The organism is Streptomyces sp. NPDC096323 (genome assembly GCF_040302845.1).
Classification (GTDB): Bacteria; Actinomycetota; Actinomycetes; order Streptomycetales; family Streptomycetaceae; genus Streptomyces.
Window position 1 is genome coordinate 322375 of sequence record NZ_JBEOSI010000010.1, and the last position, 19603, is coordinate 341977.

The 19603-nt window shown below is 69.9% G+C and carries 13 protein-coding genes; 7 read left to right on the forward strand and 6 right to left on the reverse strand.

Going from position 1 to position 19603, the window contains the following annotated elements:
* Positions 1–16: 16 nt before the first annotated feature.
* The 4 genes from ABTX18_RS27695 to yicI form a co-directional block, all read right to left on the reverse strand.
* The gene (locus ABTX18_RS27695; protein WP_352125473.1) at positions 17–661 is read right to left on the reverse strand and encodes a histidine phosphatase family protein; all 645 of its coding nucleotides are present in this window, start codon (positions 659–661) and stop codon (positions 17–19) included.
* 239 nt (positions 662–900) lie between these two features.
* Positions 901–4842: a phage tail family protein gene (locus ABTX18_RS27700; protein WP_352125474.1), complete on the reverse strand. Its 3942-nt coding sequence runs from the start codon at positions 4840–4842 to the stop codon at positions 901–903.
* A gap of 58 nt (positions 4843–4900) precedes the next feature.
* Positions 4901–7111 carry a hypothetical protein gene (locus ABTX18_RS27705; protein WP_352125475.1) on the reverse strand — a complete coding sequence of 737 codons (2211 nt, stop codon included), beginning with the start codon at positions 7109–7111 and terminating at the stop codon, positions 4901–4903.
* 276 nt (positions 7112–7387) lie between these two features.
* Positions 7388–9643 carry an alpha-xylosidase gene (yicI, locus tag ABTX18_RS27710; protein ID WP_352125476.1) on the reverse strand — a complete coding sequence of 752 codons (2256 nt, stop codon included), beginning with the start codon at positions 9641–9643 and terminating at the stop codon, positions 7388–7390.
* Between the two features lie 301 nt (positions 9644–9944).
* On the opposite strand from yicI, the gene xylA reads away from it, so the two are divergent.
* The 5 genes from xylA (at position 9945) to ABTX18_RS27735 (ending at position 15760) form a co-directional block, all read left to right on the forward strand.
* Positions 9945–11114, forward strand: a complete 1170-nt coding sequence (gene xylA / locus ABTX18_RS27715) for a xylose isomerase (RefSeq protein WP_352125477.1) — start codon at positions 9945–9947, stop codon at positions 11112–11114.
* A gap of 175 nt (positions 11115–11289) precedes the next feature.
* Positions 11290–12528, forward strand: coding sequence for an ABC transporter substrate-binding protein (locus ABTX18_RS27720; protein WP_352125569.1), 1239 nt, complete (start codon positions 11290–11292; stop codon positions 12526–12528).
* 12 nt (positions 12529–12540) lie between these two features.
* A complete protein-coding gene (locus ABTX18_RS27725; protein ID WP_352125478.1) occupies positions 12541–13512 on the forward strand; it encodes a carbohydrate ABC transporter permease in 972 nt (323 codons plus the stop codon).
* Between the two features lie 5 nt (positions 13513–13517).
* Positions 13518–14372: a carbohydrate ABC transporter permease gene (locus ABTX18_RS27730; protein WP_352125479.1), complete on the forward strand. Its 855-nt coding sequence runs from the start codon at positions 13518–13520 to the stop codon at positions 14370–14372.
* A gap of 8 nt (positions 14373–14380) precedes the next feature.
* Positions 14381–15760: a GH1 family beta-glucosidase gene (locus tag ABTX18_RS27735; protein ID WP_352125480.1), complete on the forward strand. Its 1380-nt coding sequence runs from the start codon at positions 14381–14383 to the stop codon at positions 15758–15760.
* 96 nt (positions 15761–15856) lie between these two features.
* Here ABTX18_RS27735 and ABTX18_RS27740 read toward each other — a convergent pair whose 3' ends face one another.
* Both ABTX18_RS27740 and ABTX18_RS27745 read right to left on the reverse strand, forming a co-directional pair.
* Positions 15857–17089: an ROK family protein gene (locus ABTX18_RS27740; RefSeq protein ID WP_352125481.1), complete on the reverse strand. Its 1233-nt coding sequence runs from the start codon at positions 17087–17089 to the stop codon at positions 15857–15859.
* 57 nt (positions 17090–17146) lie between these two features.
* A complete protein-coding gene (locus ABTX18_RS27745; RefSeq protein ID WP_352125482.1) occupies positions 17147–17716 on the reverse strand; it encodes a TetR/AcrR family transcriptional regulator in 570 nt (189 codons plus the stop codon).
* 115 nt (positions 17717–17831) lie between these two features.
* Between ABTX18_RS27745 and ABTX18_RS27750 the strand changes: the two genes are divergently transcribed.
* Together ABTX18_RS27750 and ABTX18_RS27755 are read left to right on the forward strand one after the other, a co-directional pair.
* Positions 17832–19226, forward strand: coding sequence for an MFS transporter (locus ABTX18_RS27750; protein ID WP_352125483.1), 1395 nt, complete (start codon positions 17832–17834; stop codon positions 19224–19226).
* Positions 19223–19603, forward strand: coding sequence for a nuclear transport factor 2 family protein (locus ABTX18_RS27755; protein ID WP_352125484.1), 381 nt, complete (start codon positions 19223–19225; stop codon positions 19601–19603). Before ABTX18_RS27750 ends, ABTX18_RS27755 begins: the two co-directional genes overlap by 4 nt.

The window sequence follows — 19603 nt, forward strand, 5'->3', positions numbered from 1 at the left end:
TCGCCCCCGGGTGCGCTCAGGCGTGTTCGGGGATCTCCGGAACGGCCGTGGGGAACAGGCTCTCCGGCAGGGTCACGTTCCAGGCCGTGATCACCGGCTGCCCGTGCTCCGTGCCGACGCGGGACACGGCGCCCGTGGCGAGCTGGAAGAGCTTGCCCTCGGCCGGGGTGAGGCCGAGATAGCGGGCTGTCAGGACACGCAGGAAGTGGGAGTGGGCGACGAGCACGATGTCCTCGTCACCCGCCCGCGCGGCGGCTTCCCCGACCTCGGCCAGTACCCGGTCGGCCCGTTCGCCGACCTCCGCCGGGGTCTCGCCGGGGTGGGCGTCGGGGCCGGGGGCGACGCCGTCGGTCCAGAGGTTCCAGCTGGGACGGGTGCGGCGGATCTCGCGCGTGGTGATGCCCTCGTACGCGCCGTAGTCCCACTCGCGCAGCTCGGGGGTGATGCGGGGTGCGGCCAGCCCGGCGAGTTCGGCGGTGCGCCGGGCGCGTACCGAAGGGCTGACGAGGGTGAGGGCGATGTCGCGGTCGGCGAGCAGGGGTGCGAGGGCGCGGGCCTGGCGCTCACCCAGGGGTGTCAGGGGCAGGTCGGTGTGGCTTGTGTGCTGTCCGTTGCGGGACCACTCGGTCTCGCCGTGCCGGATCAGGATCAACTCGCCCATGTGAAGGCCATCCGCTCTCAGTGCTGTTGCCGCTCGCGTGCTGTCGACGGTGAGAACCCGCTGGTCCACGATCGCATTCCTTGCCGCGGCGAGGCGGGCGGGCGCGCCCGGGAGTGACCTGATGCGGCTACGCGCGCTGCCGCTGATCGGCGAGGATCCCCGGCCGGGCCCGCGGCACGGGAAAGCCGCACGACCGGGGCCGCGCCGAGCCGGTACTTCGAGCGGGAGGTACCGGCGCCCTACACCCCCAGGTTGGCGAAGAGGCCGATGAGCGCGCCGACGACGTAGCTCGTGACGTCGGCGACCGGCGGAATCCACGCCACGTCCGCCCCGAACAAGTCCTGGAGGGGCTGGGTGCCGAACGGAGAGAAGATGTTGGCCATCGGGCCGAGTCCCGCGCTGATGGCGGACAGGATGCGATCGGTGGTCCAGGCGCCGCCCTCCACGCAGTCGCCCACGATGTTCACGACGAGATCGATCAGACCGAGGAGCATGTTGAACATGGACAGGGCGAACAGCTTCAGCCCCTCGGATTCCGGCGGCGTCAAGCCTCCGAGATAGTTGTTCAAATAGTACATTTTGAACAACTGCCAGCCGACCGTGGAAAGAGCGGCGAAGAGGGCTCCGACGGACCAGTCGGCGATCGGCCAGGCGTTGAGGGCGTCCAGGGGAAGCGGGAGGGTCAGCGCGACCGACAGCCCGTTGAGGCCCATCCCGAGCGCGGTGACGACACCGCCGAAAGCCTCCCAGCCCTCCGACCAGGACTGGCCGGCCGCCGAGCACACGTCCATGTACATGAGGCAGAAGCCCTCGGCGACACTGCACAACGCCCCGCTGACGTAGTAGATCGACTCCCACGGACCGGCGAGGTCGGGACCTCGGTCGCCGGAGGGGCGCTGCGCGGCGGAGACCGGGGGCCAGGTCAGGCTCGTGGACTCTCCTTCGATGATGGTGCCGATGACGTGCACGGGCACGGCTGCGAGCAGCGTGAGCCCTTCCCCGATGGTGATGCTGTCGACGAGCGGATCACCGGCGAGCAGAGCGAAGAAGTTCCAGCCCAGCAGGAGCGGGAGCGCCAGTGGTCCGGTGAGTTGCGTCTCCAGGAACGCCTTGATGCTCTCGATGCAGTCCACGATCAGCCCGAGGATGTCGACGACCACCACATCGAGCAGGGCGAGGAAGGCCTCGATCAGTTCGTCGGCGAGCGTCGCGAGGAGGTCTCCGACGCTGACGTTCTGCCACTGGCTCGGGTCGGAGGGATCGATCTGGGTCTTGATCCACGCGACGACCTGCTGGAGGGCTGTGCCGAACGTCTGGAACAGTTCCTGCGTCGCGTCCGATGCGTACAGTTCCTTGCAGAAATTCCAGAACGGGTCGGAGTCGTCGCCCGCGTCTTCCTTGCGGGACTCGGTGAGCTGCCGGCCGAGGTCCTCGATGAGCTCGCTGAAGGTGAGCGGAGTGGGCCCGGGCCGCGCCTGGGCCCGACCGCCGTCGCGCGTGCTGCCGTTGCCGCCGGCCACCGGTGGGACCGCGCCGAAGGTCTGATGGGTCAGGTAGTGGGCATGCGGGCTCGCTGTCAGGTCGGACGGCGAGACCGCTGTGCCGCCGGCGGCCGTCGCCGTGATCGAGTTCGTGTTACCCGTGACGGTGCTCGCGGCGGCGTACTGCTGGAACGTGGAATTGGTGCCCAGCGTCTCGTCCGAACCGATGCCGTCGGCGCCGGAACGGAACCAGCGCTGGACATCGCCCGTGAGATCGGAGAAGAACGTCCCGCTCGGACCGAGGTTCGTCTGGGCGTTGGTCAGGGCGGCGGCCACGGCGTCGATGGTGTCGTTCAGCGCGGTGGTCAGGGCCTTCTGGCAGGCAAAGACCGCCTTGCCGTCGAACAGGGCCTTCAGGAAGTCGATGACGTCCTTGACATACGCCTCGATGGCCGAGAAGACGGCCATGACGACGTTGACCGCGTCCTCGATGCCCTCGATAATGATGCTGCCGATGTTGACGATCGCGTCGCCGATCTTGACCGCGATCTGGACGATGCCGTCGACGAGGTTCACGCCGAGGTGATACACCTCCATCGCGGCCGACTTGATGCCCTGCCAGATGCTGTCCGCGATGCGCTTGATGTCCCCCCACAGGCTCTCGCCGATGACGGTGTTGTGGTGGGCCAGTTCCCGCCGGTAGGCGTCGCGGTCGTGGAACTCCTGGTAGCGGGGCCGGCCCGTGACGATGTCACGGTTGATGATGAATCCCGCCAGGCCGCCGTCCGCTCCCTTATTCGGCTGACCGGTTCCCTTGGCCATGAGGCTCTGGACCGCCGTGTGCGCCTGGTCGGCGGACATGACCGGGTTGTCGCCCTGCACCCCGGGGAACAGACTGCCGGGACGCTGGGGGTTGGGGTTCTGCGCCCCCGAGATCATGTCGGAGGTGAAGGTCGTGTTGCCGCTGCCCATGTAGGGGAGCGAGCCGGTGGTGCCGAGGCATCCGTTGCTGACGCCGTCGGAACTGCCCGCCAGGTAGGCCTGTACGGGGGCGGCCGGTGCGGCGGTCCGCGTCTCGAACGCGGGGTCGACGTCGGCACCGGACTGGCCCGGCACGTCGGCGAAGGTGAGAGTGGCCGGGGCGAAGTCGCTCGCGACGAGGGCGACGGTGGCGGTGCCGGCCGCTGTCGTGGTGACGGTGGCGGACTGGCCGTCGCCTGGCCCGATCACCTGGACGGTGCCGTTGAGGACCGCGCCGGTCACCGTCGAGGCGGTGACCTCGATCCTCCGGTTGCCCACCGGCAGGCCGTTGACGTCGGTGAGGGTGAACTGGGTGCGGTAGGTCGCCAGCTCGTACGTTCTCACCTGGGCCAGGGACGGGGTGTGGCTCATCCAGCCGCCCGGACCGGCGGCGGTGGCCGGGTTGAGCTGGCGCAGCCTCAGTTCGCCGGCGGCGTTGGCGGTGAACAGGGTGGGCGGATCGCCCGGGAAGAGCGAGGGATACAGGGCGGAGCAGCCCTCGTTGACTCCGCCGCTGTCGTTGGAGCTGCCGGCGATCGCGATGCTGGGGGCCCACTGGATCGTGTACTTGTCAGGTGCGGAGCTGCTGGTGAAGCAGCCCGTCTGGGTCAGGAAGAACAGGTTCTCGTCCGAGTCGGTGAAGAACACCGAGGTCATGCCCGCGCTGTCGGTCACGGCCTGGGCCTCGGTGATCGTGCCGCTCGTGTTCACGGGCAGCACGATGCTGCCGTACTCGGCGTCGTAGAGGAACGGCACGCTCTTGGTGTCGACGTACAACGGCCGGGAGCCGTATTCGACCCCTTCCCAGCAGACGCCGGCGAACGACTGAGCCGCCGTGACCGGTGGAGGCGAGACGGGAGTGCCGGTACTGGCGTACGGATCCTGGGTGAGCAGGTTCCCGTTCCGCAGTGAATACGAGTTCAGCGAATTGGCGGCGGATGACGACCCGTCGGCCGAGACCATGACCCAGTTGCCGAACTCCCCGGGGATCGGAAACAGTGTCCAGTCGGAGTAGGGGGAGTCCCAGCCCGGCACCTCCCAGGCGTCGAAGCTGCCGTGCCAGCTGTCTCCGTCGAAGTTCAAGGTGCCGACACACGGGAACTCGGTGCTGAGCACGGTGTAGACGATCGGGAAGGGACCTGGGCCGGTGGTCGGGAGAGGACCGTTGGCGGGACCTTCGACAGCGGGGTCGTAGTAGGCCACCTTGAGCGTCGACACCCCGGACGGGATGCCGAAGCCGAGCGTCTCCGAGGAGATGTTGCCCTCTCCGTCGAGCCGGCCGTGCCAGACGGCGCCCGACGCACCACCGGAGTCTCGTAGGCTGCAGAAGAAGTTGGGGAGCCCGTCGGCCATGCACGCGACGACCGATACCGGCGTGCAGCCGCCCGGGATACCGGAGATCGGGGTAAGGGTCCAGCCGTGCGCCGCGGTGGGATCCTGGGCCAGGTAGTTCAGCGCACAGGTACCGCTGGAGGTCCCGTCCGAAGCGGTGTCGGTGATGACGAACGCCTCGGCCAGCCCGTTCTTGAACGGGTTGCAGAACGTGCCGACCCAGGGGGCCACGCGCTGCGGAAGGTCCTGATCGAGGCTGACCATGACGCTGTTCGTGTTGACGGCGTCCTGGATCAGGACGCTGCTGACCTGCGCGCTGAAGGGCATCTTGGGGTACGGCGTACTCACGGGCGGTCTCCGTAAGGTGGCGGCGGCTTCGGGAAGTGGATCGACGGTCGGCGCGCGGTCAACCGGACGGGGGGACGATCCAGAGGTCGTTGCCGTGCTCGTCGACGATGCAGAGCCTGCCGGGAGTCTTGTCCACGATGAGCTGGGCGCCGTTCACACCTGCCTTCCAGATGGCGGCGCCCTGTGCGTCGAGCAGCTGCAGATCGCCGTCGGCAGTGAACACGGCACCCGATCCGGGCTGTGACCAGTAGTCCGTCCCGACCTGGTCCCACAGCAGCAACTGCTCGTTCCGCATCAGCAGTTGGGAGCCCTCATGGCCGGTCATGCCGGTGCCGGGGGTGAACCACCAGCCGGGAGGGCAGCCGGTGGTGTCGTCGCTGCTGGGTGGGGGCGGCCCGACCCGGAAGACGAGGGCACCGGCGGACGTGATCTCCAGGCAGGGTGCGGGGCCGCTCGACAGAGTGAGGGTGTCGCCGGGGCTGCCCCCGAAGCCGGCGGAGCTCCACACCACGTTCACCCCGGTGCTGTCGCAGACCTCCAGCGCGCCCGCATCGGTGAAGGCGGCGGAGTGCCCGGGGGTGTTGCCGTCGCTGCCGTCGGTGCCGGTGTTCCAGACCGGCTGACCGGACCGGTCGAGCAGGACCAGGTTGCCGTCGAGTTGCATGACCAGCACCACGCCGTCGGCGGCGATCTGGGCGCCGGGGGCGATCGGGGTGCCGGGTGAACACGGGCCGTACGTGCGGTTCGAGTACCAGAACGGACAGCCGTCGTCCCCGACGAGCTGCACGCTGGGCGGAGCGTCGACGATCCTGAGGCTCGCCGTACCCGAGGTGGTGCCGGTACCCGACGCCCAGAGTGTGTCGCCGGACAGGCCGACGACGGTCAGGTCGGCGCTCTCGGTCAGTATCGCACCGCCGACGCCGGCGAGGGGCACGGACCACACCGGGGTGTCGCCCGCGGTGAGCAGCAGTCCGGTCGGCTGGACGGTCAGCCTGGTGTTCAGGGGCGTGCTGACGCTCGAGCCCGTGGGCAGCGCCGTGCCTGCGGGCATGGGGCTGAGCAGCTCGACGGGCGGTAGCGGGCTGTTCTGCCGCACCTGACAGCCGGTCCACTGGCCGGTGGAGCCGGGCAGCGTCGTGCTGTAGCTGCCGGGCAGGCCGGTGGGTTCGTAGAGCCAGAGGCTCTGGTCGTCACCGACGACGAACAGGGCGGGAGCGTCGCCCGGCACCTGGTCCGGGCCGAGCTGCACCGGGTCCGTTCCGGAACCTCCGACGTAGATCTGCGAGGCGGGGCCCATGATCGGCGTCTGGGCGTCGAAGCACGTGCTGATCTGCGGGATGGCGTAGACGCTGTTGTCGGAGCCGATGACGTACACGGTCGTGTTGAAGCCGGCCACGGACTGCCCGGCGACAGCCAGCCGGCTCCCCAGATTCGGCACCGGCAGCGCCATCGCCCCGGTGAATCCGGCCGGCCAGACCATCAGGTTCCGCTCGCCGTCCGGCTGCTCGTCCAGGTAGACACAGGCAGGACTGAGCGGCTGACCCTCGGAGTACGCCTGGGTCAGCGCCACGAGCCCTCCGGGGAAGACGCCGCCGGCCACGCCCACCCCGCCGCTGAGCCCGGGAGACCCGAGGGTGTGCCACGGCGTAAGGACGTTGAAGCCCCCCGAGCCGGACAGCTGCGTGACGCCGGGCGTGCCACTTCCGTTGAAGACCACATTGAAATGCGGATTGCCGCCGGCCTCGGTCGGCGTGAGCGCCATGCCGTTGTACTGGGGCGCGAAGTCCGGGTCGCAGAAGACCTGGTACGGGGTCCACGCCTCGCCGTCGAACGCGGTGACGACCAGGGTGGAGGAGTCCCGTGCGCCGTACAGGACCGGGCGCGGCGGGTCGTCACCGACCGGCGGGGAATAGGAGGCCTTCAGACCGTTGACGATCGGCACCTGCCCCACCGGGTACCGCGGCGAGTCGCTCCAGCCTCCCCCGGTCAGCTCCAGCTGTCCGAGCGTCCCCGAATCGTCGGTCCAGAACACGCTGACCGTGGCCGGGTCCCCGGAGCATCCGGTGACGGCGAGGATCCCCCCTGCTTGTCTGTCGCCCCCGCCGAGCGTGTACGGCCCGCCCGGCAGGTCGGTCACACCCCAGCACACGCCGCCGTTCGAGGTCAGGTACCGCAACACCCCGGATTCGTCCACGAACACCGCTTCGACCGCCCCCGATCCCGCAGGAGCGCCCCAGGGCGCCGTGGCCGGATTCCGGAACGCCGCCACCGGCGAGAACCCGCCTCCTTGCGAAGGAGACCCGACCATGACCGGCGAAGCCGTCACCGAAGTTTTCACAGGCTTTGTCTGACACAGCGTCATCAGCCTGCACCTGAGCGACGCGCCCTGGAGGGCCATCACAACGGGACGCCACGCCAGTTCCGCTCGACTGGCCTCGCCGGGCGGGGAGCGGCAGGGCGCGCCGTCGGGTCTCCGCGCGTACCGGCCGCCGGCCCTCCGTCCCGACGCGCCGGCGCCGTGACCGAAGGGGCCGGCCCCCCGCTCTCAGCCCTTGACCACGTCCAGCGACTCGTCGCCCGCGACCACGACCGTGTACGGCCGGTCCGTGTCCGCCGTGACGCGGAGTGTGCCGCCCTCGCGGACCAGTTCGTACGTGGCGGCCGGGGCGCCCGTGAGGTCGGGGACCGTCACCGTGCGGGTGAAGTCGCCGAGGCCCTCGGGGGCGTACACGCGCAGCTCAAGGTTCTGGGTCCATTCGGCGTCGGGGCGCTGGTCGTCCGCGCCGAGCGGGAGGACTGCGCCGGGGCGGACCAGGAGCGGGAGGCTGTCGAAGCCGTGGGTGCCGTGGTGCCAGGCGGGTCCCGTGACGGTCTCGCCGGTCAGGAAGTGGGTCCAGGTGCCCTCGGGGACGTAGTACTCGACCTGGCCGTCCTCGGTGAAGACGGGGGCCACGAGGAGGTCCGGGCCCAGCAGGTACTGGCGGTCCACCGTGCGGGTGGCCGGGTCGTCGGGGAACTCCAGCAGCATCGGGCGCATGGTCGGGACGCCGGTGCGGTGGGCCTCGACGGCGGCGCCGTACAGGTAGGGCATGAGGCGGTGCTTCAGTTCGGTGAACTGCTTGGCGACCGCGACGGCCTCGTCGCCGAACTCCCACGGCACCCGGTAGGACGAGGAGCCGTGCAGCCGGCTGTGCGAGGAGAGCAGGCCGAAGGCGAGCCAGCGCTTGAAGACCGCCGGGTCGGGCGTGCCCTCGAAGCCGCCGATGTCATGGCTCCAGAAGCCGAAGCCGGACAGGGACAGGGAGAGGCCGCCGCGCAGGGACTCGGACATCGCCTCGAAGGAGGACCAGCAGTCGCCGCCCCAGTGGACGGGGAACTGCTGGCCCCCGGCGGTGGCCGACCGGGCGAAGAGGACGGCCTCGCCCGCTCCGCGCTCCTTCTCCAGGAGTTCGAAGACGGCCTTGTTGTACAGGTGCGTGTAGTAGTTGTGCATGCGCTCCGGGTCGGAGCCGTCGTGCCAGATGACGTCGGTGGGGATGCGCTCGCCGAAGTCCGTCTTGAAGCCGTCGACGCCCTGGTCGAGGAGGGTCTTCAGCTTGGCCTGGAACCAGGCGGTGGCCTCGGGGTTGGTGAAGTCGACCAGCGCCATGCCGGCCTGCCACTTGTCCCACTGCCAGATGTCGCCGTCGGGGGTGAGGACGAAGTAGCCCTTCTCGGCGCCTTCCGCGTACAGGGCGCTCTTCTGCGCGATGTACGGGTTGATCCAGACGCAGATCTTCAGTCCCTTGTCCTTCAGCCGGGCGAGCATGCCGGCCGGGTCGGGGAAGGTGTCCGGGTCCCATTCGAAGTCGCACCACTGGTACTCGCGCATCCAGAAGCAGTCGAAGTGGAAGACGGAGAGCGGGATGCCGCGCTCGGCCATGCCGTCGACGAACGAGGTGACGGTGGCCTCGTCGTAGTCGGTGGTGAACGAGGTGGTCAGCCAGAGGCCGAACGACCAGGCCGGGGGCAGGGCCGGGCGGCCGGTGAGCGCGGTGTAGCGGGTGAGGACGTCCTTGGGCGTGGGACCGGCGACGACGAAGTACTCCAGCGTCTGGTCCTCGACGCTGAACTGCACCTGTCCGACGGCCTCCGAGCCGACCTCGAAGGAGACCTTGCCCGGGTGGTTGACGAAGACGCCGTAGCCGCGCGAGGAGAGGTAGAACGGGATGTTCTTGTAGGCCTGCTCGCTGCTGGTGCCGCCGTCCGCCTGCCAGATGTCCACGGTCTGGCCGTTCTTGACGTACGGGGTGAACCGCTCGCCGAGACCGTGGATCGTCTCGCCGACGCCGAGGGCGAGCTGGGCGAACATGTGGTGGCCGCCGTCCTGGACGGTGGCGAATGCGGTGCCCTTGCGCCCGGCGGCGGTCAGCAGGCGGCCGTCCGCGTCGAGGAACTCCAGGCCGAAGCCGCCCTCGGTGGGGAGGCGCAGGGTGAGCGGTCCGCTGGTGAGCTCGGCGGTGGGGCCCTCGTCACGGGTGGTGGCCGAGGTGTCACCGACGGCACCGGGAAGCTCGAACTCCGGGCCGGGACGGCGCTTGCCCGACAGGTGGGTGATGCGGACGCCGATGACGCCTTCGGCGGCGGCGTACGCCTCCACCGTGATCAGGGGGGCGTTGAGCGTGTCCCCGCGCCGCGTCACGCGCTTGACGGAGGCGTGGGCGGTGAGGCGGTCGGCGTCGAGGCGGAGGTCGCGGATCTCGGTGGCGTACGAGGCGTTCACACCGTCTCGCATCTGCCAGAAGCCGTCGGTGAACTTCATGGGGGGTCTTCCTTAGCCGGTACGGAGGTGTGTGCGGGGGTACGTCGTCGGGGCGCCCGCTTTTGATCGTACACAAAACAAATATTTTGTCGAAGCGCTTCGACACCTCCCTCGGCCGCCCGGATCCCGCTCGATCCGAGCCGCAAGACCCCCGGCGAGGTGGTGTGTTGCCCCTGCGTGACCGATGTGTCACCAGGATGGTCTAGAAAGAAACGCCGAGATGCCGTATTAGTTCTGTCAGCAAACAATTCGGTCGGGCGGCAGAGCAGCCGTCCGGGCCATGTCGACAAGAGGCAGCAGAATGTCGAACCGCTTCACCCCCACCCCCGCCGACCGGTTCACCTTCGGACTCTGGACCGTCGGCTGGCGAGGCAACGACCCCTTCGGTGACGCCACCCGCCCCGCCCTGGACCCGGTCGAGTCCGTCGAGCGCCTCGCGGAGCTCGGCGCGCACGGCGTGACGTTCCACGACGACGACCTCATCCCGTTCGGCGCCTCCGACAGCGAGCGCGCCGCGATCGTCACGCGTTTCAAGGCCGCCCTGGACCGCACCGGTCTCAAGGTCCCCATGGCCACCACCAATCTCTTCACGCACCCCGTCTTCAAGGACGGCGGCTTCACGTCCAACGACCGTGACGTCCGCCGGTTCGCGCTGCGCAAGGTCATCCGCAACATCGACCTCGCCGTCGAACTGGGCGCCGAGACCTACGTCGCCTGGGGTGGCCGTGAGGGCGCCGAGTCCGGCGCGGCCAAGGATGTGCGGGTCGCGCTGGACCGCATGAAGGAAGCGTTCGACCTGCTCGGCGAGTACGTCGTGGACCAGGGCTACGACCTGAGGTTCGCGATCGAGCCCAAGCCGAACGAGCCGCGCGGCGACATCCTCCTTCCGACGGTCGGCCACGCCCTGGCGTTCATCGAGCGCCTGGAGCGCCCCGAGATGTACGGCGTGAACCCCGAGGTCGGGCACGAGCAGATGGCCGGGCTGAACTTCGCGCACGGCATCGCACAGGCGCTGTGGGCGGGCAAGCTCTTCCACATCGACCTCAACGGCCAGTCCGGCATCAAGTACGACCAGGACCTCCGCTTCGGCGCCGGCGACCTGCGCCAGGCCTTCTGGCTCGTCGACCTGCTGGAGAGCTCGGAGTACGCCGGCCCGCTGCACTTCGACTTCAAGCCGGTGCGCACCGACAGCATCGACGGGGTCTGGGAGTCCGCGAAGAACTGCATGCGCAACTACCTGATCCTCAAGGAGCGCGCGCTGGCCTTCCGCGCCGACCCGGCCGTCAAGGAGGCGCTGGCCGCCTCCCGTCTGGACGAGCTGGCGCAGCCCACCGCCGCCGACGGCGTCAAGGCCCTGCTCGCGGACCGTACCGCGTACGAGGACTTCGACGTGGACGGCGCGGCCCAGCGCTCGATGGCCTTCGAGGCGCTCGACCAGCTCGCCATGGAGCACCTGCTCGGCGTCGGCTGACGCCACCGGGGTGTCCGGCGCGGACCGTCGCCGTCGGACACCCCTTCTCCCCCGCGCGGGCCTGCCGGACCCGCGCCGGGCGGACGGATCCACCTCGTCGGGACACAGTGGTCCCCCCGGGCCGGCACCCCTCTCACGCAAGGGCACCATCGTGACAGCACCTTCTCCGGACGGCATGCGCCGGCCGCGCCGCCGTCCTCACCGGCGGGTCATCGTCCCGCTCACCGTCGTCTCGGCGCTGCTCGGCGGCGTCGTCCTGTCCGGCTGCGGCCAGCAGCGCGACGCGGACGTGTACACCGTGATGAACTCCTCGACCGACGAGTCCTACCACCGCTGGGACGCCCAGACCCTGGCCCGGTGCAGCAAGCAGCTCGGGGTGAAGATCGAGCAGCAGAGCGTCCCCGCCGCGCAGGTGATGACGAAGGCCCTGCGGATGGCGTCCTCGAAGTCGCTGCCCGACGTGCTCCAGCTGGACGCCTCGGAGATGCCGACGTTCGCCGAGGCGGGCGGGCTGATCCCGCTGAAGGACCTCGGTCTGACGACGAAGGACATCCCCGACGGAATCGTCAACTTCGGCTCGTACGACGGGACGTACTACGGTGCGGCGCGCACCGTGAACACCCTGGCGCTGTTCTACAACAAGGACACCCTCGCCAAGGCCGGTCTTCAGGTGCCCACCACCTGGGCCGAGATGCGGGACACCGCGAAGAAGCTCACCCAGGGCAAGCGGTACGGCCTCGCGCTGAGCGCGGGCGGCGCGGAGGACGGCGTCTTCCAGTTCACCCCGTTCATGTGGTCCAACGGCGGCGACGAGACGAAGCTCGACAGCCCGCAGGTGGCCGGGGCGCTGGACTACTGGAAGAGCCTCCTGAAGGACGGCTCCCTGTCCAAGTCCACGGTCAACTGGACGCAGGCCGATGTGAACGACCAGTTCATGGCCGGCAACGCCGCCATGATGATCAACGGCCCGTGGCAGGTCGAGACCCTCAACGCGAAGAAGGGGCTCAACTGGGGCATCGCCCAGATCCCCGTCCCGAAGGCGGGCGACGACTCCGTCGGTCCGCTGGGCGGCGGGGTGCTGACCGTGCCGAACACCGGTGACGAGGCGCGGGAGAAGATGTCCGCCCGGATCATCGGCTGCATGTCGGGCGAGCAGGAAGAGATCACGTACGCGATCAACAGCTGGATGGTCCCGGCCAACCAGAAGGCCGCCGCCGAGTGGCGCAAGCAGACTCCGGAGCTGGCCGCCCTCGCCGACCAGGTCGCCACGGCCCGTTCGCGTACCGCCAAGCTCGGCGCGAAGTGGTCGTCCGCGTCGCTGGCCCTGCAGAGCGCCTTCCAGTCCGCGCTCACCGGTGAGTCCAGCGAGGCCGCGCTCAAGCGTGCCCAGCAGCAGGTCACGAGCGGGAACTGAGGTATACGAACCATGTCATCCACCACAGCCTCGGCCGCCGCGCTGCCGGCCGACCCGAAGGCCTCCGCCGCCGGTGCGGCCAAGAAGCCCGTGAACCCGCGGAGCGCCAAGCGGCGCAGGGCGCTCGCCCAGTGGGGGTTCATCGCCCCCGCCGTGATCTTCATGGCGCTGTTCTTCGGCTATCCGCTCGTCCGCAACATCGTGATGAGTTTCCAGGACTACTCGCCGTCCACCTTCTTCACCGGTGAGGCGCCGTTCAACGGCTTCGACAACTGGAGCAACGTCTTCAACGACGGGCTGTTCGGCAAGGCACTGTGGCAGACGATCCTCTTCACGGTCGGCTCGCTCGTCGGCCAGTTCTGCATCGGCCTGGCCCTCGCCGTCTTCTTCGCCCGCCGCTTCCCGCTCAACGGCATCCTGCGCTCGCTGATCCTGCTGCCGTGGCTGGTCCCGATGGTCGTCTCCGGCATCGTGTGGCGGCGCATCTTCGACCAGGACACCGGGGTCCTCAACTCGTTCCTCGGCACGGTCGGCCTCCCCGCCGACACGCCGTGGCTGACGAGCACCAGCATGGCGCTGATCTCGGTGGTCCTGGTGAACATCTGGATCGGCATCCCGTTCAACATGGTGATCCTCTACGGCGGCCTGCAGGAGGTCCCCAAGGAGCTGAACGAGGCCGCCGCGCTCGACGGCGCGTCCGCCTGGCGTACGTTCCGCTCGGTCACCCTGCCGATGCTGAGGCCCGTCATCACCGTGGTGCTCGTGCTCGGCTTCATGTCGACGGTGAAGATCCTCGACCTGGTCCTCGCCCTCACCGACGGCGGGCCCGCCGACTCCACCCAGACGCTCGGCACGCTCACGTACCAGAACTCGTTCGTCCAGATGGACTTCGGGGCCGGTGCCGTGGTCGGCAACATCCTGATCCTGATCTCCGCCGTCTTCGCGGTGTTCTACCTGCGCGCCAACCGCAATGAGGGGAAGTGACCGGCATGGCGACCACCACCCAGATCCCCGCCGCCCCGGCTCCCGCCGTCCACCGGCCCAAGCGCCGCTGGGGTGCGACCGTCTTCGGCGTCGTCGTCCTCGCGGTGATGCTGTTCCCGCTGTACTGGATGATCAACACCGCGCTGCAGCCGGACGCGAGCCTGGTCGACGTCGGCCCGGTCCCGACGGGCGTGGACTTCTCCGGATTCACCTCCGCCCTCAGCGAGCAGGGCGGCAACCTGCTGACCTCACTGGCCGTGGCGCTGGGCGCCGTGGCCATCTGTCTGGCGATCTCCGCTCCGGCGGCGTACGGGCTGGCGCAGTTCAACCTGCGCGGCGGCAAGACGATCGTCTTCGGCACGCTCATCACCCAGATGGTGCCGGGCATCGTCATCGCGAACGCCCTGTACAGCGCGTACGTGGACCTCGGCCTGGTCAACTCCTACTTCGGCCTGATGCTCGCGGACGCCTCGCTCGGCATTCCGTTCGCGATCGTGCTGATGCGCTCGTTCATGGTGTCGATCCCGCGCGAGGTCATCGAGGCCGCCGAGGTCGACGGCGCCGGTCGCGTGCGTACGTTCATCCAGGTCGTCCTGCCGATGAGCCGCAACTCCCTGATCACGGCGGGCCTGTTCTCGTTCCTGTACGCGTGGAGCGATTTCATGTTCGCGCTGACCCTGAACACCACGGACGACGTCAAGCCCATCACACTGGGCATCTACCAGTACATCGGCGCCCACGTCGGTGACTGGGGGTCGGTCATGGCCGCCTCGGTCCTCTCGGCCGTGCCGGCCGCGGTCCTGCTCGTCCTGTCGCAGAAATACATCGCCGCCGGGATCACCGGCGGCTCGGTCAAGTAAGGGTTTTCATGAGCGAGTTCCCGGTCTTCCCGCCCGGTTTCGTCTTCGGCGCCGCCACTGCCTCGTACCAGATCGAGGGCGCTGTGGACGAAGACGGCCGCGGGCCGTCCATCTGGGACACCTACAGCCACACGCCGGGGAAGACCGACGGCGGTGACACGGGTGACGTGGCGTGCGACCACTACCACCGCTACCCCGAGGACGTGGCGTTGCTGCGCGACCTCGGTGTGGACTCGTACCGCTTCTCCATAGCGTGGTCGCGCGTCCAGCCCGAGGGCAGCGGGGCGGTGAACCCCAAGGGCCTGGACTTCTACTCCCGGCTGGTCGACGAGCTGCTGGAAGCGGGCATCGAGCCGGCCGCCACCCTCTACCACTGGGACCTGCCGCAGGCCCTGGAGGACAAGGGCGGCTGGCGGGTACGGGAGACCGCGGAGCGTTTTGGGGAGTTCACGGCGATCATGGCGGAGCACCTGGGCGACCGGGTGCCGCGCTGGATCACGCTGAACGAACCGTGGTGCAGCGCGTTCCTCGGCTACTCGGTCGGCCGGCACGCGCCGGGCGCCAAGGAGGGCCGCGGGGCCCTGGCCGCCGCGCACCACCTGCTCGTCGGCCACGGCCTGGCGATGAAGGCGCTGCGGGCGGCGGGAGTCCGCGAGGCGGGCATCACACTCAACCTGGACCGCAACGTCCCGGCGACCGAGTCGGACGCCGACCTCGCGGCGGTCGTCCGCGCGGACACCCAGCACAACCTGGTGTGGACCGAGCCGATCCTCGCGGGCCGCTACCCGGCCACCGAGGAGGAGACCTGGGGCGAGCTCATCACCGCGCAGGACTTCCGGCGCGAGGGCGACCTGGAACTGATCTCCCAGCCGATGGACTTCCTGGGCATCAACTACTACCGCCCCATCGTGGTCGCCGCCGCCCCGCACCGCGAGGCCGACCCGGCGCTGCGTGTCGCCACCGACAACCGCTACAGCGAGGGCGAGTACCGGGGCGTCCGCAAGACGGCGATGAACTGGCCGGTCGTGCCGGAGTCCTTCACCGACCTGCTGACCGCGCTGAAGCAGACATACGGGGACGCGCTGCCGCCCGTGCACATCACGGAGAACGGCTCGGCGGAGTTCGACACCGTGGACGCGGACGGTTCGGTGCACGACGCGGACCGCGTCGCGTACCTGCAGACGCATCTGACGGCCCTGCGGGCGGCGATGGACGCGGGCGTGGACGTGCGCGGGTACTACGTCTGGTCGCTGCTGGACAACTTCGAGTGGGCGCTGGGGTACGCGAAGCGGTTCGGGATCATCCGGGTCGACTACGACACGCTGGAGCGCACGCCGAAGGACAGCTACCGGTGGTACCAGGAGCTGATCGCGGCGCACCGGAAGTAGCCGTTTCCCGTCTTTTTGTGCCGCCCCGTTTCTTTTTGTGCCGCCCCGTTCGCCGTACGCACGGCGGGCGGGGCGGCCTGCTGCGTGGACCCGTTCTCAGCGTGCCGCGTACGCCGCCGGGTCGTCCAGGACCTCGCGCACCACGCGCGCCGCCGCGCCCCGGGCCGCGTCGCCGGAGAGCGAGGAGGCCCGCAGCCCGTGGCCGTCGCTCCGCCAGCGGCCCGACACCACCCGGTCCGCGAGCTGCGCCTCGGCCGCCCCGGCGAGCCATGGCATCAGGCCCCGGTAGATACCGCCGAGCACGACGGTGTCCAGATCGAAGAGGTTGACCGCCCCGGCCAGCACCACGCCCATCCGGTCACCGGCCGCCCGCAGCACCTCCAGGGTCTCCGGGTCGCCCGCGCCCGCCCGCCTCTCCAGCTCGCCGAGTCCGCGCACGCCCGCCGCCGGGTCGATGCCCGCGGCACGCAGCAGGGCCGCCTGACCGGCGTACTGCTCGAGACAGCCCCGCGCGCCGCATCCGCACAGCGGGCCCTCGGGGTCGACGACCACGTGCCCGACCTCGCCCGCGAAACCGTGCGCGCCGCGCAGCAGTTCCCCCTGGAGCACCAGAGCGCCGCCGACCCCGATCTCGCCGGTGAGGTAGAGGAAGGAGCCGGCGTCGCCGAGGGCGCCGAACCACAGCTCGGCCAGGGCCGCCAGATTGGCCTCGTTGTCGGAACTGACCGCCAGGGCCCGTCCGGCCGGCCGCAGCGTGCTGAGCGCCTGGCCGAAGATGCCCTCGGCCGCGACGCGGTACCAGCCGAGGTTCGGTGCCTGGCGGACCATTCCGCCGGAGACGAGTCCGGGCAGGGCCAGTTCGACACCGACGGCCCTCAGCCCCTGCTCGCCGGTCGAGGTGATGACCCGGTTGGTGAGCCGGGCCGCGTGGGCGAGCACCTCGGCCGGCGGGGTGTCGCGGTTGTCGGTGTGTTCGGTGACGCGGACCCGGTCGGTGCCGGTGAGCCCGACCGCGCACACGGAGACGTAGTCGATGTTGATCTCGACGCCGAGCCCTGCGGGGCCGGTGTCCGACACCTTCAGCACGGTGCCGGGGCGTCCGGCGCTGCCGCTGAACGTCTTGCCCGACTCGGTCAGGTGGTCGAGCGCCAGCAGTTCCTCGACGAGCGAGGACACCGCGGCCCGGGTCAGCCCGACACGGGCCGCCACCCGGGCGCGGGTCGCCTCGCCCTCCTCGAGGACGGCACGCAGGACGAGGCCGAGGTTGTTGCGGCGCACGGACTCGGTTCCGGCCTTGGCGCCGGGCGAGGTGGGACGGATCGTCGTCATCAGACCTTCGAGCGTAGGGCCTCGGCGTCCCGCGCCGCGCGCACCCGTCGCGTGCCGTCAGCGCCCGGTGCGCCCGCGGTCGAGCAACATGTCGGCCATGTCCCGGGCGGCGAGCGCCGGGTGCGCGTCGGGGCGGGTGACGCCGTGGGCCAGTGTGCCGTCGACGAGCACCAGGAGCTGGTCCGCGCCGAACTCGGCGTCCGGGTGTCCGTACCTGGCCAGCTCCGCCGCGAACAGCTGGTGCAGCCCGTCCTTGAAGGCGCGGACCTCCGCGTGGGCGGGGTGCGCCGGGTCCGTGAGGGCCACATCGGCGGTGGTGTAGCGGCAACCGTGGAAGCCCGGGCGCTGGGTGATCGCCTCCAGCTCGTCGAACACCGCGAGAACGCGCGCCCGCGGATCATCACCGGCCTCGTCCATCACCGCGGTGTAGCGGGCGTGGGTCGGGTGACTGCGCAGCACCTCGGCGATCAGGCCGTCCTTGCCACCGAAGTGCTGGTAGAGGGAACGGCGCGCGACATCGGCCTTCTTGAGGATCGCGTCCACGCCGACGTGTACGCCATGGGTGTAGGTGAGGTCGCGGGCGGCCTCGACCAGCCGTTCGCGGGGGCCCGGTCTCGTCGTCGTCACGTCATCGATTCTGACACGCACTTGACGGTAGAACAACCAGTCTATCTACTGTGGGCAGGAAAGTAGACCGACCATTCTCACCGCAGCGAGCCCTCTCCCCTTCCAAGGAGCAGCCATGCCCCGTTCCGGAACTCTGCCGACCGTGCTGACCGGCGTGTTCATCACGGTTCTCGACTTCTTCATCGTCAATGTGGCCGTCCCGTCCACCCAGCACGATCTGCACGCCGGCCCGGCCGCCATCGAGTGGGTCGTCGCCGGATACGCCCTGGCCTACGGGTCGGGGCTGATCCTCGGCGGGCGGCTCGGGGACATCCACGGGCGCCGCCGGATGTTCTCGCTCGGCATCGCCCTGTTCACGCTCGCCTCGATCGCGTGCGGTTTCGCGCCGACCGCCACCGCGCTGGTCGTGGCGCGGGTGGCCCAGGGCGCCGCCGCCGCGCTGCTCTCCCCCCAGGTCCTCGCCATCATCCGCACCGCCTACGCGGGTCCCGAGCGGCTCAGAGCCATCAATGCCTACGCCCTGACGATGGGGCTGGCAGCGGTGTTCGGACAGCTGATCGGCGGGGTCCTGATCCAGGCGGACCTGTTCGGACTCGGCTGGCGGGCCTGCTTCCTGCTCAATGTTCCCATCGGCATCACCGTGCTGGCGGTCGCCGGGCGGGTGATCCCGGAGACGCGCGCCGACGATGCCGCGCGCCTCGACCTGCCCGGCGCCGCCCTGGTCACCTCGGCACTCGCCGCCACACTCCTGCCGCTGGTCGAGGGCCGCGAACAGGGCTGGCCCGCATGGACCTGGGTCTCGTTCGCCGCGTCAGCGGCACTCTTCGCGGCCTTCGGCCTGCGGCGGCTCCCGCACTCGCCCCTGATCGACCCGGCGCTGTTCCGCCAACGTGGCTTCGTCGTGGGCCTGCTCACGTATCTGGCGTTCACGTCGGGCATGGCGGCGTATTTCCTGATCTTCGCGCTGTACGTCCAGCAGGGCCGCGGCCTCGACGCGCTGGAGGCCGGGCTCGCCTTCGCTCCGATCGGCGCCGGATATCTGGCCGCCTCGCTCATCGCGCCCCGGCTGGCGGGCCGCCTCGGCAGGCAGGTGATCACGATCGGCGGACTCACCAGGGCACTCTGCCTCACGGCGCTCCTGGTCATGGTGGGACAGGAGGTCGCCGTCGTCGGGCTCGTACCGGCGCTCCTCCTCGACGGGATCGGCATGGGGCTGGCGCTGGGTCCGATCATGACGTCCGCGCTGGCCGGGGTCCCGCAGCAGCACGCCGGCGCGGCCGCGAGCGCGCTCACCACCACCCAGCAGGTGGGCGGGGCACTGGGGGTGGGCGCGGTCGGCATCGTCTACTACGGCAGCGTCACCGAAGGGGTGCCCACCGCTTTCCGGCACGGACTGGTCTTTCTGATCGCCGTCGCCCTCGTCCTCACCGCGCTCGTCCAGTTCCTTCCCCGCAGCACCGTGAAGAGCAGCGCCGCCACCCCGTCCGCCCGAGAAGGAGCCCCCGCGTGAACACCACCGACACCGGCATCCTGAACGCCCTCGCCCGCCGGTACATCGCGATGTGGAACGAGCCCGACCAGGCCCTGCGCCGCGCCCTGGTCGACGAGTTGTTCGCCCCCGGGTGCGTGCACTTCACTCCGTCACGCGAAGTGCGCGGCCGTGCGGACATGGTGGCGCGGGTGACCGCCGCCCATGCCGAGTGGGTCGCCCCCGGCACGCACTTCTTCCGAGCCGTGCCCAACGCGGACGGTCACCACGGGACCGTACGCTTCAACTGGGAGATGGCGAAGGCGGCGACGGGCGCGACCGTCTCCGTGGGCTTCGACTTTCTCGTACTCGACGCGGCGGGCCTCATCGTCAGCGACCACCAGTACATCGACCGGTGA

Coding starts and splice junctions, on each gene's coding strand:
- ABTX18_RS27695 (WP_352125473.1), bottom strand. CDS start 661: ATGGGCGAGTTGATCCTGATCCGGCACGGCGAGACCGAGTGGTCCCGC.
- yicI (WP_352125476.1), bottom strand. CDS start 9,643: ATGAAGTTCACCGACGGCTTCTGGCAGATGCGAGACGGTGTGAACGCC.
- xylA (WP_352125477.1), top strand. CDS start 9,945: ATGTCGAACCGCTTCACCCCCACCCCCGCCGACCGGTTCACCTTCGGA.
- ABTX18_RS27720 (WP_352125569.1), top strand. CDS start 11,290: ATGCGCCGGCCGCGCCGCCGTCCTCACCGGCGGGTCATCGTCCCGCTC.
- ABTX18_RS27725 (WP_352125478.1), top strand. CDS start 12,541: ATGTCATCCACCACAGCCTCGGCCGCCGCGCTGCCGGCCGACCCGAAG.
- ABTX18_RS27730 (WP_352125479.1), top strand. CDS start 13,518: ATGGCGACCACCACCCAGATCCCCGCCGCCCCGGCTCCCGCCGTCCAC.
- ABTX18_RS27735 (WP_352125480.1), top strand. CDS start 14,381: ATGAGCGAGTTCCCGGTCTTCCCGCCCGGTTTCGTCTTCGGCGCCGCC.
- ABTX18_RS27740 (WP_352125481.1), bottom strand. CDS start 17,089: ATGACGACGATCCGTCCCACCTCGCCCGGCGCCAAGGCCGGAACCGAG.
- ABTX18_RS27750 (WP_352125483.1), top strand. CDS start 17,832: ATGCCCCGTTCCGGAACTCTGCCGACCGTGCTGACCGGCGTGTTCATC.